The following is a 16260-nucleotide window of genomic DNA, read 5'->3' as shown; positions in this document are numbered from 1 at the left end:
GCTACTCCCAGGACTCGGGGAGTCCCTCGAGTTCGGCAAGGATGGCGAGGTAGGAATCGTGGCGGGCGGCAGGAATGTCGCCGCGCGCCACGGCGGCACGGATGGCGCAGCCGGGTTCGATGCGATGGAGGCAATCGCCGTACTTGCAGCTGCCAACGAACTCGCGGAACTCCGGAAAGCAGGAATCGAGTTCCCCGCGCGCCAGGTCCCACACTCCCACTTCACTGAAGCCCGGCGTGTCGACCACGAAGCCGCCCCCGGCCATCGGGATCATCGTTGCCGTGACGGTGGTGTGGGTCCCGCGACCGACCTTGGCCGAGACGGCCCCGACGCGCAGGCCGAGCCCCGGCTCAAGGGCATTCAGCAACGACGACTTCCCTGCACCACTGGGCCCGGTAAGCACCGAGGTCGCGCCGAAGAGCGCCGTGCGCAGTGCTTCCACCCCTTCGCCGGCGCGCGCCGCCGTGGGCAGCACACGATAGCCCGACGCCCGCAGGTGCGCCTCGATCGGGGCAGCCGATCCGAGATCGGTCTTGTTGACGACGACCCAGCAGGGGATCTCATTGGCCTCGGCCACCACCAGCAGGCGATCCATCAACTGCGGAATCGGATCGGGGTCGGCGGCGGCGATGACCACGACCACTTGATCGACGTTCGCCGCGACCGGCCGCGTCCCGCGTCCATCCGGCACGCGACGCGCAAGCAACGAGCGCCGCGGCTCGACGCCAGTGATCGCGAGCGTCTCTTCGGTGAGCGTGGCCGGGTCGATCGTGACGATGTCACCGGCGATGGCCCGATCCTCGGCGCGCTTCGCCTTGCCGCGGAGGATGGCGACGTATTCGCGGCCATCGAGGAGGAGACGATAGCTGCCACCTTCCCGGGCGAGGACGGTCCCGACCGGCGCAGTCAAAATTCTTCCGGCCGGCCGGCGGCGATGAGTTCGTCCAGGGTGGCCTTCACATCGTACAGGGAGAGGGCACCAAGGCGGGTGCGGGCGTCGTCGGGGGTGTCGCCCCAGACGAGGTAGTCGGACTCCAGGTGGCCGTCGGGCGCGTCGCCACCGGGTGCCCAGCGGACAAAGAGCAGGGCGCCGCCAAAGCGGCCGCGTGCGTCGGGATCATCGTCCACCCAGAGGGCCACCGAATAGGCGCGTTCGTCGCTGCCGGTGAACGCCGCCGCGCGATCGTGCGCGGCCATGTAGCCCCAGAGGGTGAACTCCGTCACGAGCGCCCCAACCCCTCCTTGACGACGTTGCCGAGAATGAACGCGATGTTGGCGGGGCGCTCGGCGAGCCGGCGCATCAGGTACGGATACCACTGCGTGCCGAACGGGATGTAGACGCGGATCCGGTAGCCCTCGCGCACCAACTGTTCCTGCAGGTCGCGCCGCACGCCGTAGAGCATCTGGAACTCGAAGCGGTCGCGGGCGATACCCTTCTCGGCGACGAAGCGCTTCGCCTCGGTCAGCATCGCCTCGTCATGCGTGGCGATCCCGGGGTAGTTGCCGTCCGTCAGCAGGCGATGCATCAGCCGCACATAATGCGCGTCGACGTCGGCCTTGACCGGGTAGGCCACCTCGGCCGGCTCCATGTAGGCGCCCTTGCAGAGGCGGACGCGCGCGCCGATGCGAATCAGGTGCTCGATGTCCTCGGTGGAACGACGCAGCGCCGCCTGGATCACCAGGCCGGTGTGGCTGCGGAGCGCCTCGGGGACCTGCTTCTCGTAGAAGTCGATGGTGCGCTGGGTGTAGGCCGACCCTTCCATGTCCATCCGGACGAAGGCGCCGGTCTCCTTGGCGACCTCGAGGATGGCGGTGATGTTGCGTACCGCGAGGCCCTCGTCGATGTCGAGCCCCATCTGGGTTGGCTTGAGCGAGGCATTCACCTCGAGACCGGCCGCCTTCATCCCGCGGAGAATGGCGATGTAGGCGTCGCGCGCAGCGTTGGCCTCGGCCTCGGCATGGACACTCTCGCCGAGGAGATCGAGGGATGAGGTGATCCCCTTGGCCTGGAGCTCCTTGGCGGCAGCTTCGCCGGTGGCGAGGGTCTCGCCGGCGACGAATCGCGAGGCAAACTTCTTCGCCAGCCCGTTGCTGCGGACGAAGTTGAAGATGGACTTCCGCTCGGAGAGCCAGAGCAGGCCGGAACGCATCATTGCAGGGGCGGGCCTCGAATCGGGTACAGGGGGGTCGGAAGCGACCGCGAGCGGCGGAAAAGTAGCCGGAGGGGGTCGCCTTGTGCCGGGGGCGCCAATCCGCGATGCTCCTATGCTCTCCCACCTCACCCCTCACGCCTCACATTCACCTGCGCGCCGGGAGCCCCCCTCGACCGTGACGACCCCGCCACCCGTCGGCTACGCCCGCACCCTGGGGCTGTTCTCCGCCACCATGATGGTCATCGGCGGCATCATCGGCTCGGGGATCTTCCTCAATCCGTCGGTGGTCGCCTCCCGGATGGGCAGCCGCAACGGCACCCTCCTGGTCTGGGTGCTGGGCGCGGTGATCGCGCTGCTGGGGGCCTTTGTCTTCGCCGAGCTGGGGCGACGCCGACCGCTCGCCGGCGGCGGCTACGCCTACCTGCGGGAGGCGTTCGGGCCGCTCGCCGGCTTCCTCTACGGCTGGGCCCTGCTGCTCATCATGGCGACCGGGGCGATCGCGGCGGTGGCGATGACATTCGCCGGGTACGCCACCGATCTCTTTGGCCTCCCCGCCGGGCAGCAGCCGATGCTGGCGGCCGGGGCGATCCTCCTGCTGACCGGCATCAACGTGATCGGCGTCAAGCCGGCGGCGTGGACCCAGAACGTCTTCACGCTGCTCAAGCTCCTGGCCATTGCGGTGCTGGTGATCGCGGCGTTCTCGGCCCCGGCCGCGGTGAACCAGGCCGAGGCGCCGATCGAGGCGGGGTCGACGCTGCTCAAGGTCGGTGCGGCACTGGTGCCGGTGCTCTTCGCCTTTGGCGGATGGCAGCAGACCAACTTCATCGCCGAGGAGCTGCGCGATCCGGAGCGCGATCTCCCGCGTGCGCTGATCCTCGGCGTGATCGGCGTGGTGGTGGCATATCTGCTGGTGAACGTGGCGTACCTGCGCGTGCTGGGGCCGGCCGGATTGGCCGCGAGCCACGCGCCCGCGGCCGAAACGATGGCGGGGATCGCGGGCGAGAGCGGACGTCGGCTGATCGCCGCAGGGATCGTGGCGTCGACGTTCGGCTTCCTGAATCTGGTGATTCTCGTCTCGCCGCGGGTCTACCAGGCGATGGCGCGCGATGGGCTCTTCTTCAAGTCGTTCGCGACGCTGCATCCGACCTGGCGCACGCCGGTGGCCGCGATCGTGGTGCAGGGCGCCTGGGCAATCCTCCTGCTCTTCTCGGGAACGTACGGCGCACTGCTCGACTATGTCGTCTTCGCCGACTGGATCTTCTTCGGTCTGACCGCGGCGACGCTCTTTGCGCTGCGCCGCGCCGACGGCGATCGGGTCGTGCCATTCCTCGTGCCGCTGCATCCGTGGACCACGTTGGCCTTCGTCGCCGCCGCGGCGTATGTGGTGCTCGGTTCCCTGGCCTCCAATCCGGGCAATGCCCTCCGCGGCGGCGGTTTGCTGCTGCTCGGCATCCCCGTCTTCCTCTACTGGCGCCAGCGCGCCGCCACCACATGACCTTCGCACCCCGCACCATCATCGAACCGTTCCGCATCAAGAGCGTCGAACCGATTCGCCAGACCACGGCGGAGGAACGGCGCGTGGCGCTGGATGCCGCGCACCACAATCTCTTCCTGCTGCGCGCGCGCGACGTGCTGATCGACCTGCTCACCGATTCCGGCACCGGCGCGATGTCGTCGCGGCAGTGGGCCGGGATGATGATCGGCGACGAGTCGTACGCGGGCGCCGACTCGTTCTATCGCTTCGAGGCCGCGGTGCAGCGGATCACCGGATTGCGACATGTGATCCCGACCCACCAGGGGCGCGCCGCCGAGCGGATCCTCTTCGGCACGGTGGTGCACGCCGGGCAGATCGTGCCGAACAACACCCACTTCGACACGACGCGCGCCAACATCGAGGCGCGCGGTGCCACGGCACTCGACCTGCCGATCGCCGAGGGACGACAGCCGTCGGTGTGGCACCCCTTCAAGGGGAACATGGATGTCGAGGCGCTCGACCGGGTGCTGACGGAGCAGGCGGGGAAGGTCCCGCTGGTGATGTACACGGTCACGAACAATTCCGGCGGTGGCCAGCCCGCGTCGCTCGAGAACCTCCGCGCCGTGCGCGCCACCTGCAATCGCCATGGCGTGCCGCTCTTCCTCGACGCCTGTCGCTTCGCCGAGAACGCCTGGTTCATCAAGGAGCGTGAGCCGGGCCACGAGCACGAGACGCCGACGCAGATTGCGCAGGCGATGTTCGCCGAGGTCGACGGCGCGACGATGAGTGCCAAGAAGGATGGCATGGCGAACATCGGCGGCTTCCTGGCCGTGAACGACGACGACCTCGCGCGCCGCTGCCGGGACAACCTGATCCTGACCGAGGGGTTCCCCACCTATGGCGGGCTCGCGGGGTACGACCTCGAGGCGATCGCGATCGGCCTCGACGAGGCGCTCAACGAGGACTATCTCCGCTATCGCGTGCGGTCGGTGGCGTACCTCGCCGATCGGATGACGGCGGCGGGGATCCCGATGGTGACGCCGCCGGGCGGCCACGCGCTCTACATCGATGCCAAGGCGATGCTGCCGCACATTCCGCAAACCGAGTACCCGGCGTGGGCGCTCTCCTGCGTGCTCTATCTGGTCGGCGGTATCCGGTCCGTCGAGATCGGCTCGGTGATGTTCGGCCAGCAACCGGACGGGACCGAGCAGCCGTCGGCGATGGAGCTTGTGCGGCTGGCCTTCCCACGGCGCGTCTACACCCAGAGCCACGTGGACTACCTGGCCGAGGTGCTGAGCTACGTCGGGGAGCGCCGGGACCGGATCCGGGGGATGCGCATCACTTCCCAACCGCCCGCCCTGCGGCATTTCTCGGCCCGGTTGGCCCCGGCCCACGGGAGCATCTTCGCGGAGTAGCTGGCGGGGACTGGCGAAATCGCGGCGCTGGTGCGTGATTTGTCGGGCTGGCTGCGCCCGAGGGCGCGCCTCCCGCCGCCCACACCCCCAGGGTACGTGACCGACACGTTGTTCGATGCCTGTCGGCGGAACGACCTCGAGCAGGTTCGCTCGCTCGTTCAGGCCGACCCCGCCCTGCTCTCGCAGCGGGCCCCCACTGGTGAAACGCCCCTCCTGGCTGCGCTGTACCATCGCGCGGGCGAGGTGGCGTGCTGGCTGACGGGTCAATCCTGGCCACGCAGCATCCACGAGGCGGCGGCTGTTGACGATGTGGCACGGCTCGAGGCGCTGCTGGACGACGACGCAACGCTGGCCGATACCTACTCGGTCGATGGCTGGACCCCGCTACACCTTGCTGCCTTCTTCGGTGCCCCGCGCGCCGCGACGATCCTGCTGGCGCACGGCGCCAGTCTTCACCCCCTTTCCCAGAATGCGATGACCAACACCCCGCTCCACGCTGCGCTCGCTGCCAAGCGACTTCCCCTCGTTGCGCTCCTGCTCGACGCCGGCGCCGACCCGACGCTCGAGTGCGCCGGCTACACCCCGCTGGCGATTGCCGAGGGGAACGGCTTTGATGACGGAGCCGCGCTGGTGCGCGCAGCCCTCGGCCGGAGTGCCTCGTGAGCGATCCGCGCGGGGGCAATGGGGGTGGGCAGGGTGGCAAGCCGCGGCGACGGGGTGGACGTGGGCGGGGGCGTCGGCCAGGTGGCAGCGGGGGCGGCGCGCCGCGGCTTGAGGGACCGGGTGAGGGCGAGGGCGGTACGGCGCTCGAGGAAGCACCCGTCGGCGGGAGCGGGACGCGGCAGGTCGAGGGTGTCCTCGAACTGACCGAGCGGGGTGGCGGCTTCCTCCGCTCGCGGGCATCGAGCTACCTCCCGACCGGGCAGGATGTCTTTGTCCCGCAATCGCTGATCGCCAAGCACAAGCTGCGGCCGGGCGATGAAATCGCCGGCGATGCAATCGCCCAGCGGAACGGGAAGGGACCAGCCCTCGAGAAGGTCGCCTCGCTCTTCGGCCGCGACCCGGCGGAGTGCCTGAGCCGGCCCGATTTCAACCGGCTGACCGCCTCGCATCCGAAGGAGCGGCTCCGCCTTTCCGCGCTCGGCCCTGTCGGCCGCGGTGCCGACATCACCGCCGCGATGGTCGACCTCCTGTGCCCGCTCGGCAAGGGCCAGCGCGCCCTGGTGGTCGCGCCGGCGAAGGCCGGCAAGACGACGCTGCTGACCGCGATCGCGCGCGGCATCATCACCAATCAGCCGGACGCCACCGTGTACATCCTCCTGGCCGACGAACGGCCGGAGGAAGTGACCGAGATGGAGATGGCGAACGCCGGCGAGGTGATCGCCTCGTCGTTCGACCACGGTGCCGCGCGCCACGTCGCGGTCGCCGAGATGACGCTGGAGCGGGCGCGGCGGCGGGTGGAACTGGGCGAGGACGTGGTGATCATCCTCGATTCGCTCACGCGGCTCGCGCGCGCGTACAACAACATCGACCGTGGGTCGGGTCGGACGTTGTCGGGTGGCATCGGGGCCGAGGCGATGGAGCGCCCGAAGCGCTTCTTCGGCAGTGCGCGCGCGGTGGACCCGCGCGTGGGCAAGGGATCGCTGACGATCATCGCCACGGCGCTGATCGACACCGGGTCGAAGGCCGATGAAGTGATCTTCGAGGAGTTCAAGGGGACGGGCAACGCCGAGATCGTGCTCAGCCGCGAACTGGCGGAACGGCGGATCTTTCCGGCGATCGATGTGGCCGCGAGCGGGACGCGCCGCGAAGAGCTGCTGCTCGATCCGAAGTCACTGGAGCGCGCCCACGCGCTGCGTCAGGCGACCGCCGACCTCCCGACGAACAAGCAGATCGAGGTGGTCCGCGAGCTGTTGCAGCGGGGGATCTAGAACTCCCGCTTCTTCATTTCCTTGAAGAGGAACTGGCGGTCGGAATCGGCCGCTTCTTCCGGGCGCTTCGTGGCCTCCAGGGTGGGGTCCACGAAGCGCTTGTTCTTGTCCTTCTCGGTCCGCGCCACGCCGGTCACCTTCTTGACGAGCTTGTCGAGCTGCTTGTCCTTCATCGTTCCCTCGCGGTGGTGGTGCCGCCCAGCCACTGGGCGGCACTGAAGGTCTAGCGGGGTGGGGCCGGGGGGCGCAACGGTGGCGGTGGCGATATCTCCCGCCCGCCGCCCCCCCTCCCCGATTATTCCTACTCCCTCCGCAGCTCGCGGCGAACGAGGCTGTCAAGCTGGAACGTCGAAACGGCACCGACGAAAAGGCGTCCGTTGAGGTACCAGGCGGGAGTGCCGACGGGGCCGATCCACGCCGTTGCGCGGGTGTGCTGGTCGAGCCGGGCCCGGCTCGACTCCGAATCAAGGCAGGCCATGAGGCGAAGCGGATCCCGCACCCCGAGTTTGGGCGCAGCGACCAAGAGCGCGCCACGGGAGTCCAGGGGTCGACCCTCAAGGAGAACGATGCGGTAGAATTGCTCAAATTCCAAACTTCCAGGCATGCACTCGGAGGCCTCCGCCAGGAAGTCTGTGCTCCCCGACTTAACTGAATCTGGAAGCGAATAGTGCAACCACCTGACCGACACGAGGCCGGGGTATCGGCGTTGGATAGTGTCAATCGATGCAGCGAATGTGCGGCAAAACGTGCAGGTGAAGGTCCCAAACTCGACAATCCGAATCGGCGCGCTCTCCGGGCCGATCAAATGACCGATCGAGTACCATTCCGCCAAGGTCGCTTCATCCGGGAGGTCGCTGTTCCGCCCACCCTCGGACAACCTCGCATCGTCTGCGTTCGAGGTAGGTCGAACGACTGGCGGTTGGGTGTCGCCGGAGCCGCGGAAAACGACAGCCAGGGCCACCACGGCCAGTCCCACCGTAACGGCAAGCTCAGTTCGGTGCTCCAATCAATACCTCCGAGAGGGTGATAGGCGATCGCCCCACCAGGCCTTGGGGGGGCTACCTTTGTCGGAGGCGAGTTCGGCGGACCGCAAAGCGACCCGAGTCCTCCGCAAACGAGTAAAGCACGCTGTCGCCCGGAGGCACGCTGATCCCGGTGGTCGAATGGTCCAGTACCACTGTGCGGACTCGACGACCAGTCCAGTCGAAGATGTGGACTTCGGATCGGGGCACCGGGTTGGGTGGATTCGCACCGTTCAGTCGCCCGTCATAGAGCGCGTACAGAAATCCGTCCGTTACCGCACAGTCATAGTATCCCCAACGGACCCGCGGAAGGATTGGGTTGAAATCAATCTGCTTCCCACTCGTCGTATCCATGTACGGGTCCGGACGAAACGGATACGGCACCTCCATACTGCCCACCATCGTACCGATCGAATCGAGAAGATCGATCCTTCCTGCGAAAGTGAATGTCTGCACGGTCACGCGACGATCGGGGGAGTAGCACAGACGACCTAGGTAGGCGTTTCCCATGTATCGCGGCGTCAAACGACTGTCTGCGAATTCTCTGGGGCGCCCTACATCAGTCTTCTGCCCACCCCTATGGATTCGTAGCGGGAACAGTCCGTCCTTGCGATCTTGCGCCATCGCCACAATCAACCCTGTACTACTTGGTCCGTCAGCGGTGTACGGGAGTACACTGTCGATCTGGACAGTGGCAGCACGTGGAGCGATAGTGTCCGAAGCAAGCGCTGCGAGTGCAAATCCAGTAACTCGCCTCCGGGGCCCGTCCAGCATCCATAGGGTATCGCCGGCGAAGCTGGCCCGCATCAAGGACGGCGCATCAGAAAAGTCCCCCGGACCCTCGCCATGGGCTCCGAGGGACTTGATGTGCCGTCCTGTGCTTGCATCAAGCACGTGCAGATAGGGCGGCTTGAGGTCCGAGATGACAATGATGCGTTCGTTTCCCCCGATCATCCACGCGCTGGCGATGAGATCGGTGGGACCTATTTGCTCACTTCGGAGACTGTCCTCAGCGGGAACACCCTCGCGGAGATAAGCGAGTTGGCTCGAATCAGCCGGGGGCGTTCCACAGGCGATGGACAGCGCCGCAAATACCACCGCAATCACTGGGTGGAGGCGAGGCACTGGTTCCACGGCGAGAGCCCCACTCTTCGGGGTTCGTCGGCCTTCGCTCACTGGCCGACCGGAATCTCAACGTAGTTGGACTTGCTCCAGCAAGTTCCGGTGGAAGAGTGGCAGGTTGCGCAGGCGTCCTTGACAGTACAGTGGCTATTGGGGTTGACAAGGATCGGGCTTGAATTCTCCATGCAAGAATCCGTTCCGCCACTGACACACTTGGACTCCGACTCGGTCGCAGACAGCGCTCCGACGACCTGACGGTTAGCGGCGACCACCAGTATCGCGACCACGGAAACCACGCGGGTAACCCGAAGAAGTTGGGACAGCATCTGGTGCCTCGCAGGATGGGGAGAGAAAGGACGACACTGAAACGGGAGCGGATCGGAGCGATCATCGACGCCCGCACGCGACTAGCCCGTCACAACGCCTCTAAAGAGTTACCTGCGAGAAAAAAAAACCGCAAGTACCGGGCGAGTGCTTAGCACTCTTCGCCGAACCAGGCCATCCCGACACCCCTCCCTCCCCTACGGCCAGTGGCTGGTGACCTTGGCCGACTTGATGTAGTCGAGCTTCGGAAAGTTCTCCTGCAGGTAGGCATTCCCCGCACTCATGATCCTCCCCTGGTCAGGGGCCTCGCCGTACCCCTGGAAGATCTTGTCCAGCACCTCGACGCCACTGGTGATCTCGGCGAACGGCGGGAAGCCGAAGCCGTCGGCCGCATCGAGCATCAGGCCGTTGTCGACGGTGTTGAAGAAGAGCTGCGAGGTCCGGCTGTTCTGGCCGGCGCGGGCAAAGACCACCGTGCCGCGCTTGTTGGTGACCTTGACGGTGTCGTCGACGATCGGAGCGGCTTCCCACTTGGCAGTGGCCTTCGGGTCGCCCGAGAGGCCGAACTGGATGATGAAGCCGGGTACCACCCGGAAGAATCGGACGTCGTTGTAGAAGCCCTCGCTCACCAACCGATGGAAGCGGTCGACGCCGTGCGGCGCCCAGGCACGGCGGCTACGCAGCGTGATCGTGCCGACACTCGTCTCCATCGCCACGTCGAAGGAATCGGGGGCGGCCGGATCGGGACTGATGGCGCCCTGCCGGGCGCAGCCGGTCGAGGCGACAACGAGGGCGGCGAGGGCAACGGTCGAGCGGGTCAGTCGGCTCATGTCAGGAACTCGTGCAGCAAGGCATGGAAGTGGTGGACGCCGTTCTCGCGCAGGGCGGAATAGCGGCCGCGGTCATACACGCGCGAGCGGAGATTTTGCTGGACCCGTTCGCAAATTTCAATGTCTTCGTCCTGGATCTCGTCGCTGAAGGCGATCAGCGAGGTCCATTTCGGGTCGGTGGCCGCATCGGCCGGCGGATCGACGGCATACCACTCGAAGACGACCTCGCAGCGGTCGGGCCCACAGGGGAGCACCACGTTCGTCTGCATCTGCCCCTGGTAGATGTTGAGCATCACGTTGGGGAAGCACCAGTAGTACTGGGCGTCGTCGCCCTCGCCATTGGGCACGTAGATGCGCTCCGGACCATGTCCGGCCCGGAGCGGCGCGTGCTGCAGCGACCAGTAACGGTGCGGCTCGACCCGATAGGCATCGTAGTCGAGCTCCTTGTAGAGCCCGGGATGCACCGCCGGGAGGTGGTATCCCTCGAGGTAGTTGTCGACGTACACCTTCCAGTTGCACTCGACGGTCCAGCGCTTCTGCATCACGAAGCGCATCGCCTCGGGATGGAAGCGCGCCGTCCGCTCGCCGATCCCCTCCAGGAAATGCTCGAGCGGCGGCGCCTTGAGATCGAGGTTCGCGAAGACCAGTGGTCCCCACGTGGCCACCTGCACCGGCAGCAGCCGCATCGACTCCGGGTCGAAGCCCTCGGTGCCCTCCATCTCGGGGGCGCGCAGCAGCGTCCCATCGAGCCGGTAGGTCCAGCCGTGATAGCGGCACTGCAGCGTCTGCCGTGTGCCGCACCCCGACGCCACCGGGCCCGCCCGATGCAGGCAGATGTTGTGGAAGCCGCGCAGCGTGCCCCGGTCCTGCACGATGACGATCGCCTCGTCACCGATCTGGGCGGTGATGAAGCTCCCCGATTCGGCCAGGTCGGCCACCCGCCCGACCAGCTGCCAGGTGCGCCCGAAGATCTTCTCCTCCTCGAGCGCCAGATACGTCGGGTCGACGTAGAGGCGGGAGGGGAGGGTCTGGGCGAAGCGGATGTCGCGATTGAAAGAGAAGGTCATGGCGTTGAACTCGGAGTAGTCGATGATCGATGATCGACCATCGATGATCGATACTGCATCGCGGGTAAATCGATCATCGACCATCGATCATCGATCATCCCACTGCCACCAATATTCCGACGACGCCGATCACCAGCATCAGCGCGTAGCCCCGGGTCGCGAAGCGGAGCCACTCGCCGAAGGGGACCTTGGCGGCGAGGAGGATGGCCATGAGTGCCCCGTTGGTCGGCGTCAGGAGCTCGCAAAGGCCGGCGCCGACCTGATAGGCGAGGACCGTGGCCTGACGCGAGACGCCGAGCAGGTCCGAGAGCGGCACCATGATCGGCATCGTCAGCGCGGCCTGCCCGCTCACGCTCGAGACGGGAACGTGCAGCAGCGCGTGGAGCGGCACCATCAGCAGGGCGGCGGCCGTCGTCGAGACATTGGCGAGCGGCGTGGCCATGCTGTAGAGGATGGTGTCGATGATGTGCCCATCCTGCAGCACGAGGGTGATGCTTCGGGCGACGCCGACGAGGAGGGCGGCGGGGAGCAGCAACTGCATCCCCTCGAGGTAGCTGATGATGGTGTCATCGAGCTTGAGGCGGGCGATCACCCCGGCGAGGATGGCGCCGATGAAGTACGCCGCGGAAAGCTCGTTGAAGCCCCAGTCGAGCTTGAGGGCGCCGTAGATGTAGATCGCGAGCGGCACCGTGACGCAGGCGAGAATCAGCCCGTCGCGCGCGCTCAGCGGCGCGTGGCTGACCTGCTCGCTCGCCACCGGCACGCGGTGCTGCGAGGCCCACCGCAGCGTCCAGGCGGCCCAGAGCGCCGTCCCCGCGAGCCACATCGCCGTGCGCAGTGCGCCGCCGGAGAGGGTCGGCAGCTCGGCGAGCTTCATCGCGATGCCCGCCTGGAACGGATTGGTCGGGCCGAAGGCACTGCCGATCATCGCCGCACCGGCACTCGCCGCGACCGTCGTGACGGCGTCGACGCCGAGTCGACTCCCGAGCACGAGCAGCACCGGGATCAGCGCGATGATCTCCTCCTGCATGTTCTCGGCGGCACCCATCATCGAGAAGAAGAGAATCAGGAGGGGGAGGGCGAGGAGGCTTCCTTCACGAAAGCGCGAGGCGAGGGCGTTCACCGCGCGCCCGAGGGTCCCGATCTTGTCGACCAGGTACCAGGCCCCGCCGACGAGGAAGATGGTGAGGATCACCTCGATCCCCTCGGCGATGCCGCGAGGCACCGCCATCACGGCGGCGAAGGGCCCGACTGGCGCGTCAGGCACCGCGTGGTAGGTGCCGGCGACGGCGATGGTGCGCCCGGTGGCAGCGTCCACCACCCGTTCATACTCGCCGGCCGGCACCAGCCAGGTGAGCGCGGCCGCGATGGCCACGCCCCCCAGCATCAGCACCAGCGGATGGGGCAGTCGCAGCGAAGCCAGCTCAGTTCCCCTGGCTTGACGGCGGGGTCATCCCCTTCATTCGCATGTACGTCACCATGTTGCCGTAGTGTTCGGCGTTGTGGGCGATGTTGAACGCGAGCGCCCACGTCACGCTCCCCTTCATCCCGAAGAGGTCGACCTGATCGTGCCCGTGCGCATTGGCCCAGACCTGGACCGTGTGGCAGTAGGTCAGCGCATCCTTCACACCCTTCACCAGGGCCGCCTTGCCGGTCACCTTCTCGAAGTCGGTCGTGCTGGGGCTCTTTTCGCCGCGAATGCCGGCGCAGATCATGAAGTTGCTGTTGGCCATGTGCCCGACCAACTCGCCGAAGGAGCGGATTTCCGGCGTCGGCTTGAAGCTGTAGTTCGCTTCCGGCATCTGCTCGGCGCCCTTCACGAACCAATCGAGATACTGATGGAGCAACGGCATCAGGTCACTGGGCGGCTCGGTGTGGTTCATCTTGTCCTGCGCGACGACGGGCGTCGCCAGCATCGCCAGCAAGGCGAGGGGTGCGATCAGACGCTTCAACATGGGGATACTCCTGAGTGGGGGATGCGAGAGAATGATGCCGGATTGCTCGGGGGACAAGCGTCAGCCACCGACGCGTTTGACGGTCCAACCCTTCTTGGCGAGTTCCGCGACGACCACGTCCCGATGGTCACCCTGCAGCTCGATCACGCCATCCTTGACCGTACCGCCGGAGCCGACCCGTTGTTTCAGGGCCTTGGCGAGGGCATCGAGGGCCTCGCCCTCCAAGGGCACGCCGGTCACCAGCGTCACGCCGGCGCCCTTGCGTCCCTTGGTCTCGCGGCCGACGCGCACCACGCCATCGCGCTTCGGCGGCGGGCCACTTTCGCGGCAGCGGCAGTCGCCGACCCCGCGCCGACAGGTCGGGCAGGTGCGGCCGGTATCCGTGGAGTAGACGAGTCCGCCGGTGCGCTTCCTCATGCGCGGAAGAGCGCCGCATCAGGCGCACTCCCCTGCACGACCATCTGTGCCACGGCCCGCCCGCAGATGGCACCGACCACATTGCCCGTGCCCGAGTAGCCACCGATGGCCCAGACGCGAGGCCGCACTTCCTCGAAGATCGGCAGGCCGTCCGGCGTGTAGCCGACCGCCCCGGCCCAGCGATGGGTGATCGAGGCGGTCACCCGCAACCGTTCGCGGAGGTGCGTGTCCAGCAGCGATTGCACCGGTTCGGCCGGCTCGGCGATGTCCGTCCATTCGCCCTCCCCACCGCGATCGCGCATGCCGCCGAGGAGCACGGATCCGTCATCCAGCTGCTGCCAATACTCGTAACCGTAGCGCGAATAGACGGCGAACCGGGTACGAATCTCGTCAGTGGGTGTCGTGGCGATCATCTGGAGCCGGGCGGTGCGCACGCGTCCGGCCAATTCGGGGAGCACCGACTCGAGGCGGCCGTCCACGGCGACGATCACCGCATTGCAAAGCACGCTGCCCTCGACCGTGAGCACACCCTGTCCGGTGATCTCGATGGCCGCCGACTGTTCATAGAGCCGCGCGCCCCGCGCCACGGCCCCTTCCGCGAGGGCACGGCAGCGCTGGAGCGGGTGGAAGACGCCGTCCGTCGGGATCAACAGTCCCTCGCCGTCCGGACCACGATGCCACGCTGCCGGGAGACCGTCCGCGTGCATCGCGGCGAGCTGGGCGCGGCAGTCATCCAGCTCCTCGGGGCTCTCGGCGATCCGCAGCGACCCCTCGCGCCGAATCGCCCCGGGCGTCTCGGCTGTCATGCGGTCCATCTCGGTGAGGGTGCGCCGATAGAGTGCCGTGGCCCGCTCGCGCCCGTGCGTCGCGACCGCATCGTGGTGAAAGTCGGCCGGACCGGCGAGGAGGAAGCCGCCGTTGCGTCCGGCCGCGCCGCCGGCCACGATGCCGGCGTCCACCGCGACGACGCGCTGGCCGAGGTCGAGGAGCTCGTGCACCGCCGTGAGGCCGCTGCCCCCGAGGCCGATTACGCAGACGTCGGCGGCGACTGGGCCGTCGAGTCGTGGCAGTCCGGGCCAGGTGCCATCGTCCCACCGCGGGAGGTTGCTCAGCGCTTCACCGTCACCGTGACGCGGAAGGTGGTCCATTCATCCATCGGCACCGCACCCAGCGACCGATAGAAGCCGATCGCCGATTCATTCCAGTCGAGCACCGACCACTCGAGCCGTCCGCAGCCACGTGCCACCGCCACTTCGGCGAGGTGGACCAGCAGCGCGCGGCCGATCCCCTGACCGCGGAACGCCGGGCGCACGAAGAGATCCTCGAGCCAGAGCCCGCGCCGACCGAGGAAGGTCGAGTAGTTGTGGCAGAAGAGCGCGAAGCCGGCCGACGCGCCGTCAACCTCGGCAATCACCACCTCGGCGGCGGCGATCGGGCCGAAGAGCGACGCCCGCAGCCCCTCCTCGGTGGCGACGACCGCGTGGGGCAGCCGTTCATACTCGGCCAGCCCGCGGATCAGGTCGAGGATCAGCGGCACATCGGCGGCGGTCGCGGGGCGAAGCGTAGCTGGAGTCATGCTGGATTCTAGCCGATGACAGCCGCGCCGAGCCATCCGGCGAGCAGCACGACCGCGATTCCCTTCCCCCACCAGCGCCAGCGGGGCCAGAGCACCGAGACGGAGACAGCAATCGTGAGTGTGGCCAGCACCGCAAGCGACATCGCCGTTTCGATGCTGGGCAGCGGCGCGGCTGGGAGCAGCATGGCATGCGCGAGGAGTCCCACCGAGACACTGGTCGCGAGGACGCAGACTGCCGGATAGAAGCGACGGGGACGATCAGGCGTGGACGCCGCGCTCGCACCTCGCCAGGCCATCACGGTGAGGGCCAGGAGGATCAGCGTGGTGTCGGCGACCATCACCCAGCGCAGCGACGGCGACGTGATGGCGGGCACCTGTTGGGCGGCGAGGACGTGGCCGATGGCGCCAAGCGCCGCGTCGAGGCCGCCGCGCCAGCCGAAATGCACCGGCGCGGGCCAGGCACTGCCGACCAGGGTGGTGAGGAGCACGGCGATGCCGAGCGGCAGCAGGGAGAGCGCGGCGCGCGGCACGCGCCCGCGCTGTCCGTTGGGTTGCAGGAGGGCCCACGCCACCGCGGCCGGGACCAATCCGATCGCCTGTGGCGACACCCAGACTACCCCGACTGCAGCCACGGCACCGTAGGCCAGCGAAAAGCGCGGTGCCGCGAGCATGACCGCGAGCATCCCGATCGTCGTGGCGAGGAGCGGCGGACCGATCAGCGAGCTGCGGTGGAGCGGCAGAAAATCGGGGAGGAGGAGGACGCAGATGGCCGCGAGGACGGCGACGACCGGACCGCCGACGACATCAACGATGACGAGGGACATCGCGATCGTGAGGCCGGCCGAGACGGCCGGGAGCAACGACCCCAGGGCCGAGGAGGCCGGCCCGTCCATGCCGACAATCGAGAACTGACTCTCCTGGCGTGCGAGCAGCCAGACGATGGCACCCGCCGCGACCAGGGCGAGCACGGCGCG

The 16260-nt window shown here is 67.5% G+C and carries 18 protein-coding genes; 4 read left to right on the top strand and 14 right to left on the bottom strand.

Annotated features, from left to right (window positions below):
* Nucleotide 1: 1 nt before the first annotated feature.
* The 3 genes from rsgA to IPG05_00855 are packed head-to-tail and all read right to left on the bottom strand — an operon-like array spanning nucleotide 2 to nucleotide 2153.
* Entirely contained in the window at nucleotides 2-910 is a 909-nt protein-coding gene (gene rsgA, locus IPG05_00865; GenBank protein MBK6493651.1) for a ribosome small subunit-dependent GTPase A, read from the bottom strand.
* A complete protein-coding gene (locus IPG05_00860; GenBank protein MBK6493650.1) occupies nucleotides 907-1224 on the bottom strand; it encodes a hypothetical protein in 318 nt (105 codons plus the stop codon). The genes rsgA and IPG05_00860 overlap by 4 nt, the downstream gene beginning before the upstream one ends.
* Nucleotides 1221-2153: a proline dehydrogenase family protein gene (locus IPG05_00855; protein MBK6493649.1), complete on the bottom strand. Its 933-nt coding sequence runs from the start codon at nucleotides 2151-2153 to the stop codon at nucleotides 1221-1223. The genes IPG05_00860 and IPG05_00855 overlap by 4 nt, the downstream gene beginning before the upstream one ends.
* A 112-nt stretch (nucleotides 2154-2265) precedes the next feature.
* On the opposite strand from IPG05_00855, the gene IPG05_00850 reads away from it, so the two are divergent.
* The 4 genes from IPG05_00850 (at nucleotide 2266) to rho (ending at nucleotide 6973) form a co-directional block, all read left to right on the top strand.
* Nucleotides 2266-3648 carry an amino acid permease gene (locus IPG05_00850; protein MBK6493648.1) on the top strand — a complete coding sequence of 461 codons (1383 nt, stop codon included), beginning with the start codon at nucleotides 2266-2268 and terminating at the stop codon, nucleotides 3646-3648.
* The gene (locus tag IPG05_00845) at nucleotides 3645-5042 is read left to right on the top strand and encodes a tryptophanase (protein ID MBK6493647.1); all 1398 of its coding nucleotides are present in this window, start codon (nucleotides 3645-3647) and stop codon (nucleotides 5040-5042) included. Before IPG05_00850 ends, IPG05_00845 begins: the two co-directional genes overlap by 4 nt.
* 96 nt (nucleotides 5043-5138) lie before the next feature.
* A complete protein-coding gene (locus IPG05_00840; GenBank protein MBK6493646.1) occupies nucleotides 5139-5705 on the top strand; it encodes an ankyrin repeat domain-containing protein in 567 nt (188 codons plus the stop codon).
* A complete protein-coding gene (rho, locus tag IPG05_00835) occupies nucleotides 5702-6973 on the top strand; it encodes a transcription termination factor Rho (GenBank protein ID MBK6493645.1) in 1272 nt (423 codons plus the stop codon). Before IPG05_00840 ends, rho begins: the two co-directional genes overlap by 4 nt.
* Here the strand turns inward: rho and IPG05_00830 are convergent.
* The 11 genes from IPG05_00830 to IPG05_00780 form a co-directional block, all read right to left on the bottom strand.
* Entirely contained in the window at nucleotides 6970-7146 is a 177-nt protein-coding gene (locus IPG05_00830; protein MBK6493644.1) for a hypothetical protein, read from the bottom strand. The two genes, rho and IPG05_00830, sit on opposite strands and share 4 nt — an antisense overlap.
* Nucleotides 7147-7274: 128 nt before the next feature.
* Entirely contained in the window at nucleotides 7275-7949 is a 675-nt protein-coding gene (locus IPG05_00825; GenBank protein MBK6493643.1) for a DsbA family protein, read from the bottom strand.
* Between the two features lie 82 nt (nucleotides 7950-8031).
* Complete coding sequence (locus tag IPG05_00820) at nucleotides 8032-9102, bottom strand: hypothetical protein (protein ID MBK6493642.1); 1071 nt, start codon at nucleotides 9100-9102, stop codon at nucleotides 8032-8034.
* Nucleotides 9103-9638: 536 nt separating this feature from the next.
* Nucleotides 9639-10271 (bottom strand): peptidylprolyl isomerase, encoded by a 633-nt coding sequence (locus IPG05_00815; protein ID MBK6493641.1) that lies wholly within the window; start codon nucleotides 10269-10271, stop codon nucleotides 9639-9641.
* Complete coding sequence (locus IPG05_00810) at nucleotides 10268-11338, bottom strand: Rieske 2Fe-2S domain-containing protein (GenBank protein MBK6493640.1); 1071 nt, start codon at nucleotides 11336-11338, stop codon at nucleotides 10268-10270. The genes IPG05_00815 and IPG05_00810 overlap by 4 nt, the downstream gene beginning before the upstream one ends.
* Before the next feature lie 94 nt (nucleotides 11339-11432).
* Entirely contained in the window at nucleotides 11433-12731 is a 1299-nt protein-coding gene (locus IPG05_00805; protein ID MBK6493639.1) for a YfcC family protein, read from the bottom strand.
* Between the two features lie 31 nt (nucleotides 12732-12762).
* The gene (locus IPG05_00800; GenBank protein ID MBK6493638.1) at nucleotides 12763-13293 is read right to left on the bottom strand and encodes a DinB family protein; all 531 of its coding nucleotides are present in this window, start codon (nucleotides 13291-13293) and stop codon (nucleotides 12763-12765) included.
* 60 nt (nucleotides 13294-13353) lie between these two features.
* Nucleotides 13354-13710: a translation initiation factor Sui1 gene (locus IPG05_00795; GenBank protein MBK6493637.1), complete on the bottom strand. Its 357-nt coding sequence runs from the start codon at nucleotides 13708-13710 to the stop codon at nucleotides 13354-13356.
* Entirely contained in the window at nucleotides 13707-14858 is a 1152-nt protein-coding gene (locus tag IPG05_00790; GenBank protein ID MBK6493636.1) for an FAD-binding oxidoreductase, read from the bottom strand. Before IPG05_00790 ends, IPG05_00795 begins: the two co-directional genes overlap by 4 nt.
* Nucleotides 14819-15286 (bottom strand): GNAT family N-acetyltransferase, encoded by a 468-nt coding sequence (locus tag IPG05_00785; protein ID MBK6493635.1) that lies wholly within the window; start codon nucleotides 15284-15286, stop codon nucleotides 14819-14821. The genes IPG05_00790 and IPG05_00785 overlap by 40 nt, the downstream gene beginning before the upstream one ends.
* Nucleotides 15287-15294: 8 nt before the next feature.
* Nucleotides 15295-16254, bottom strand: a complete 960-nt coding sequence (locus IPG05_00780; protein MBK6493634.1) for a hypothetical protein — start codon at nucleotides 16252-16254, stop codon at nucleotides 15295-15297.
* Nucleotides 16255-16260: the final 6 nt, after the last annotated feature.

The sequence above is a fragment of the Gemmatimonadota bacterium genome, assembly GCA_016704275.1.
GTDB lineage: Bacteria > Gemmatimonadota > Gemmatimonadetes > Gemmatimonadales > GWC2-71-9 > Palsa-1233.
The sequence above is the reverse complement of the archived record's forward strand: the minus strand, read 5'-3'. Positions and strand labels throughout refer to the sequence as shown.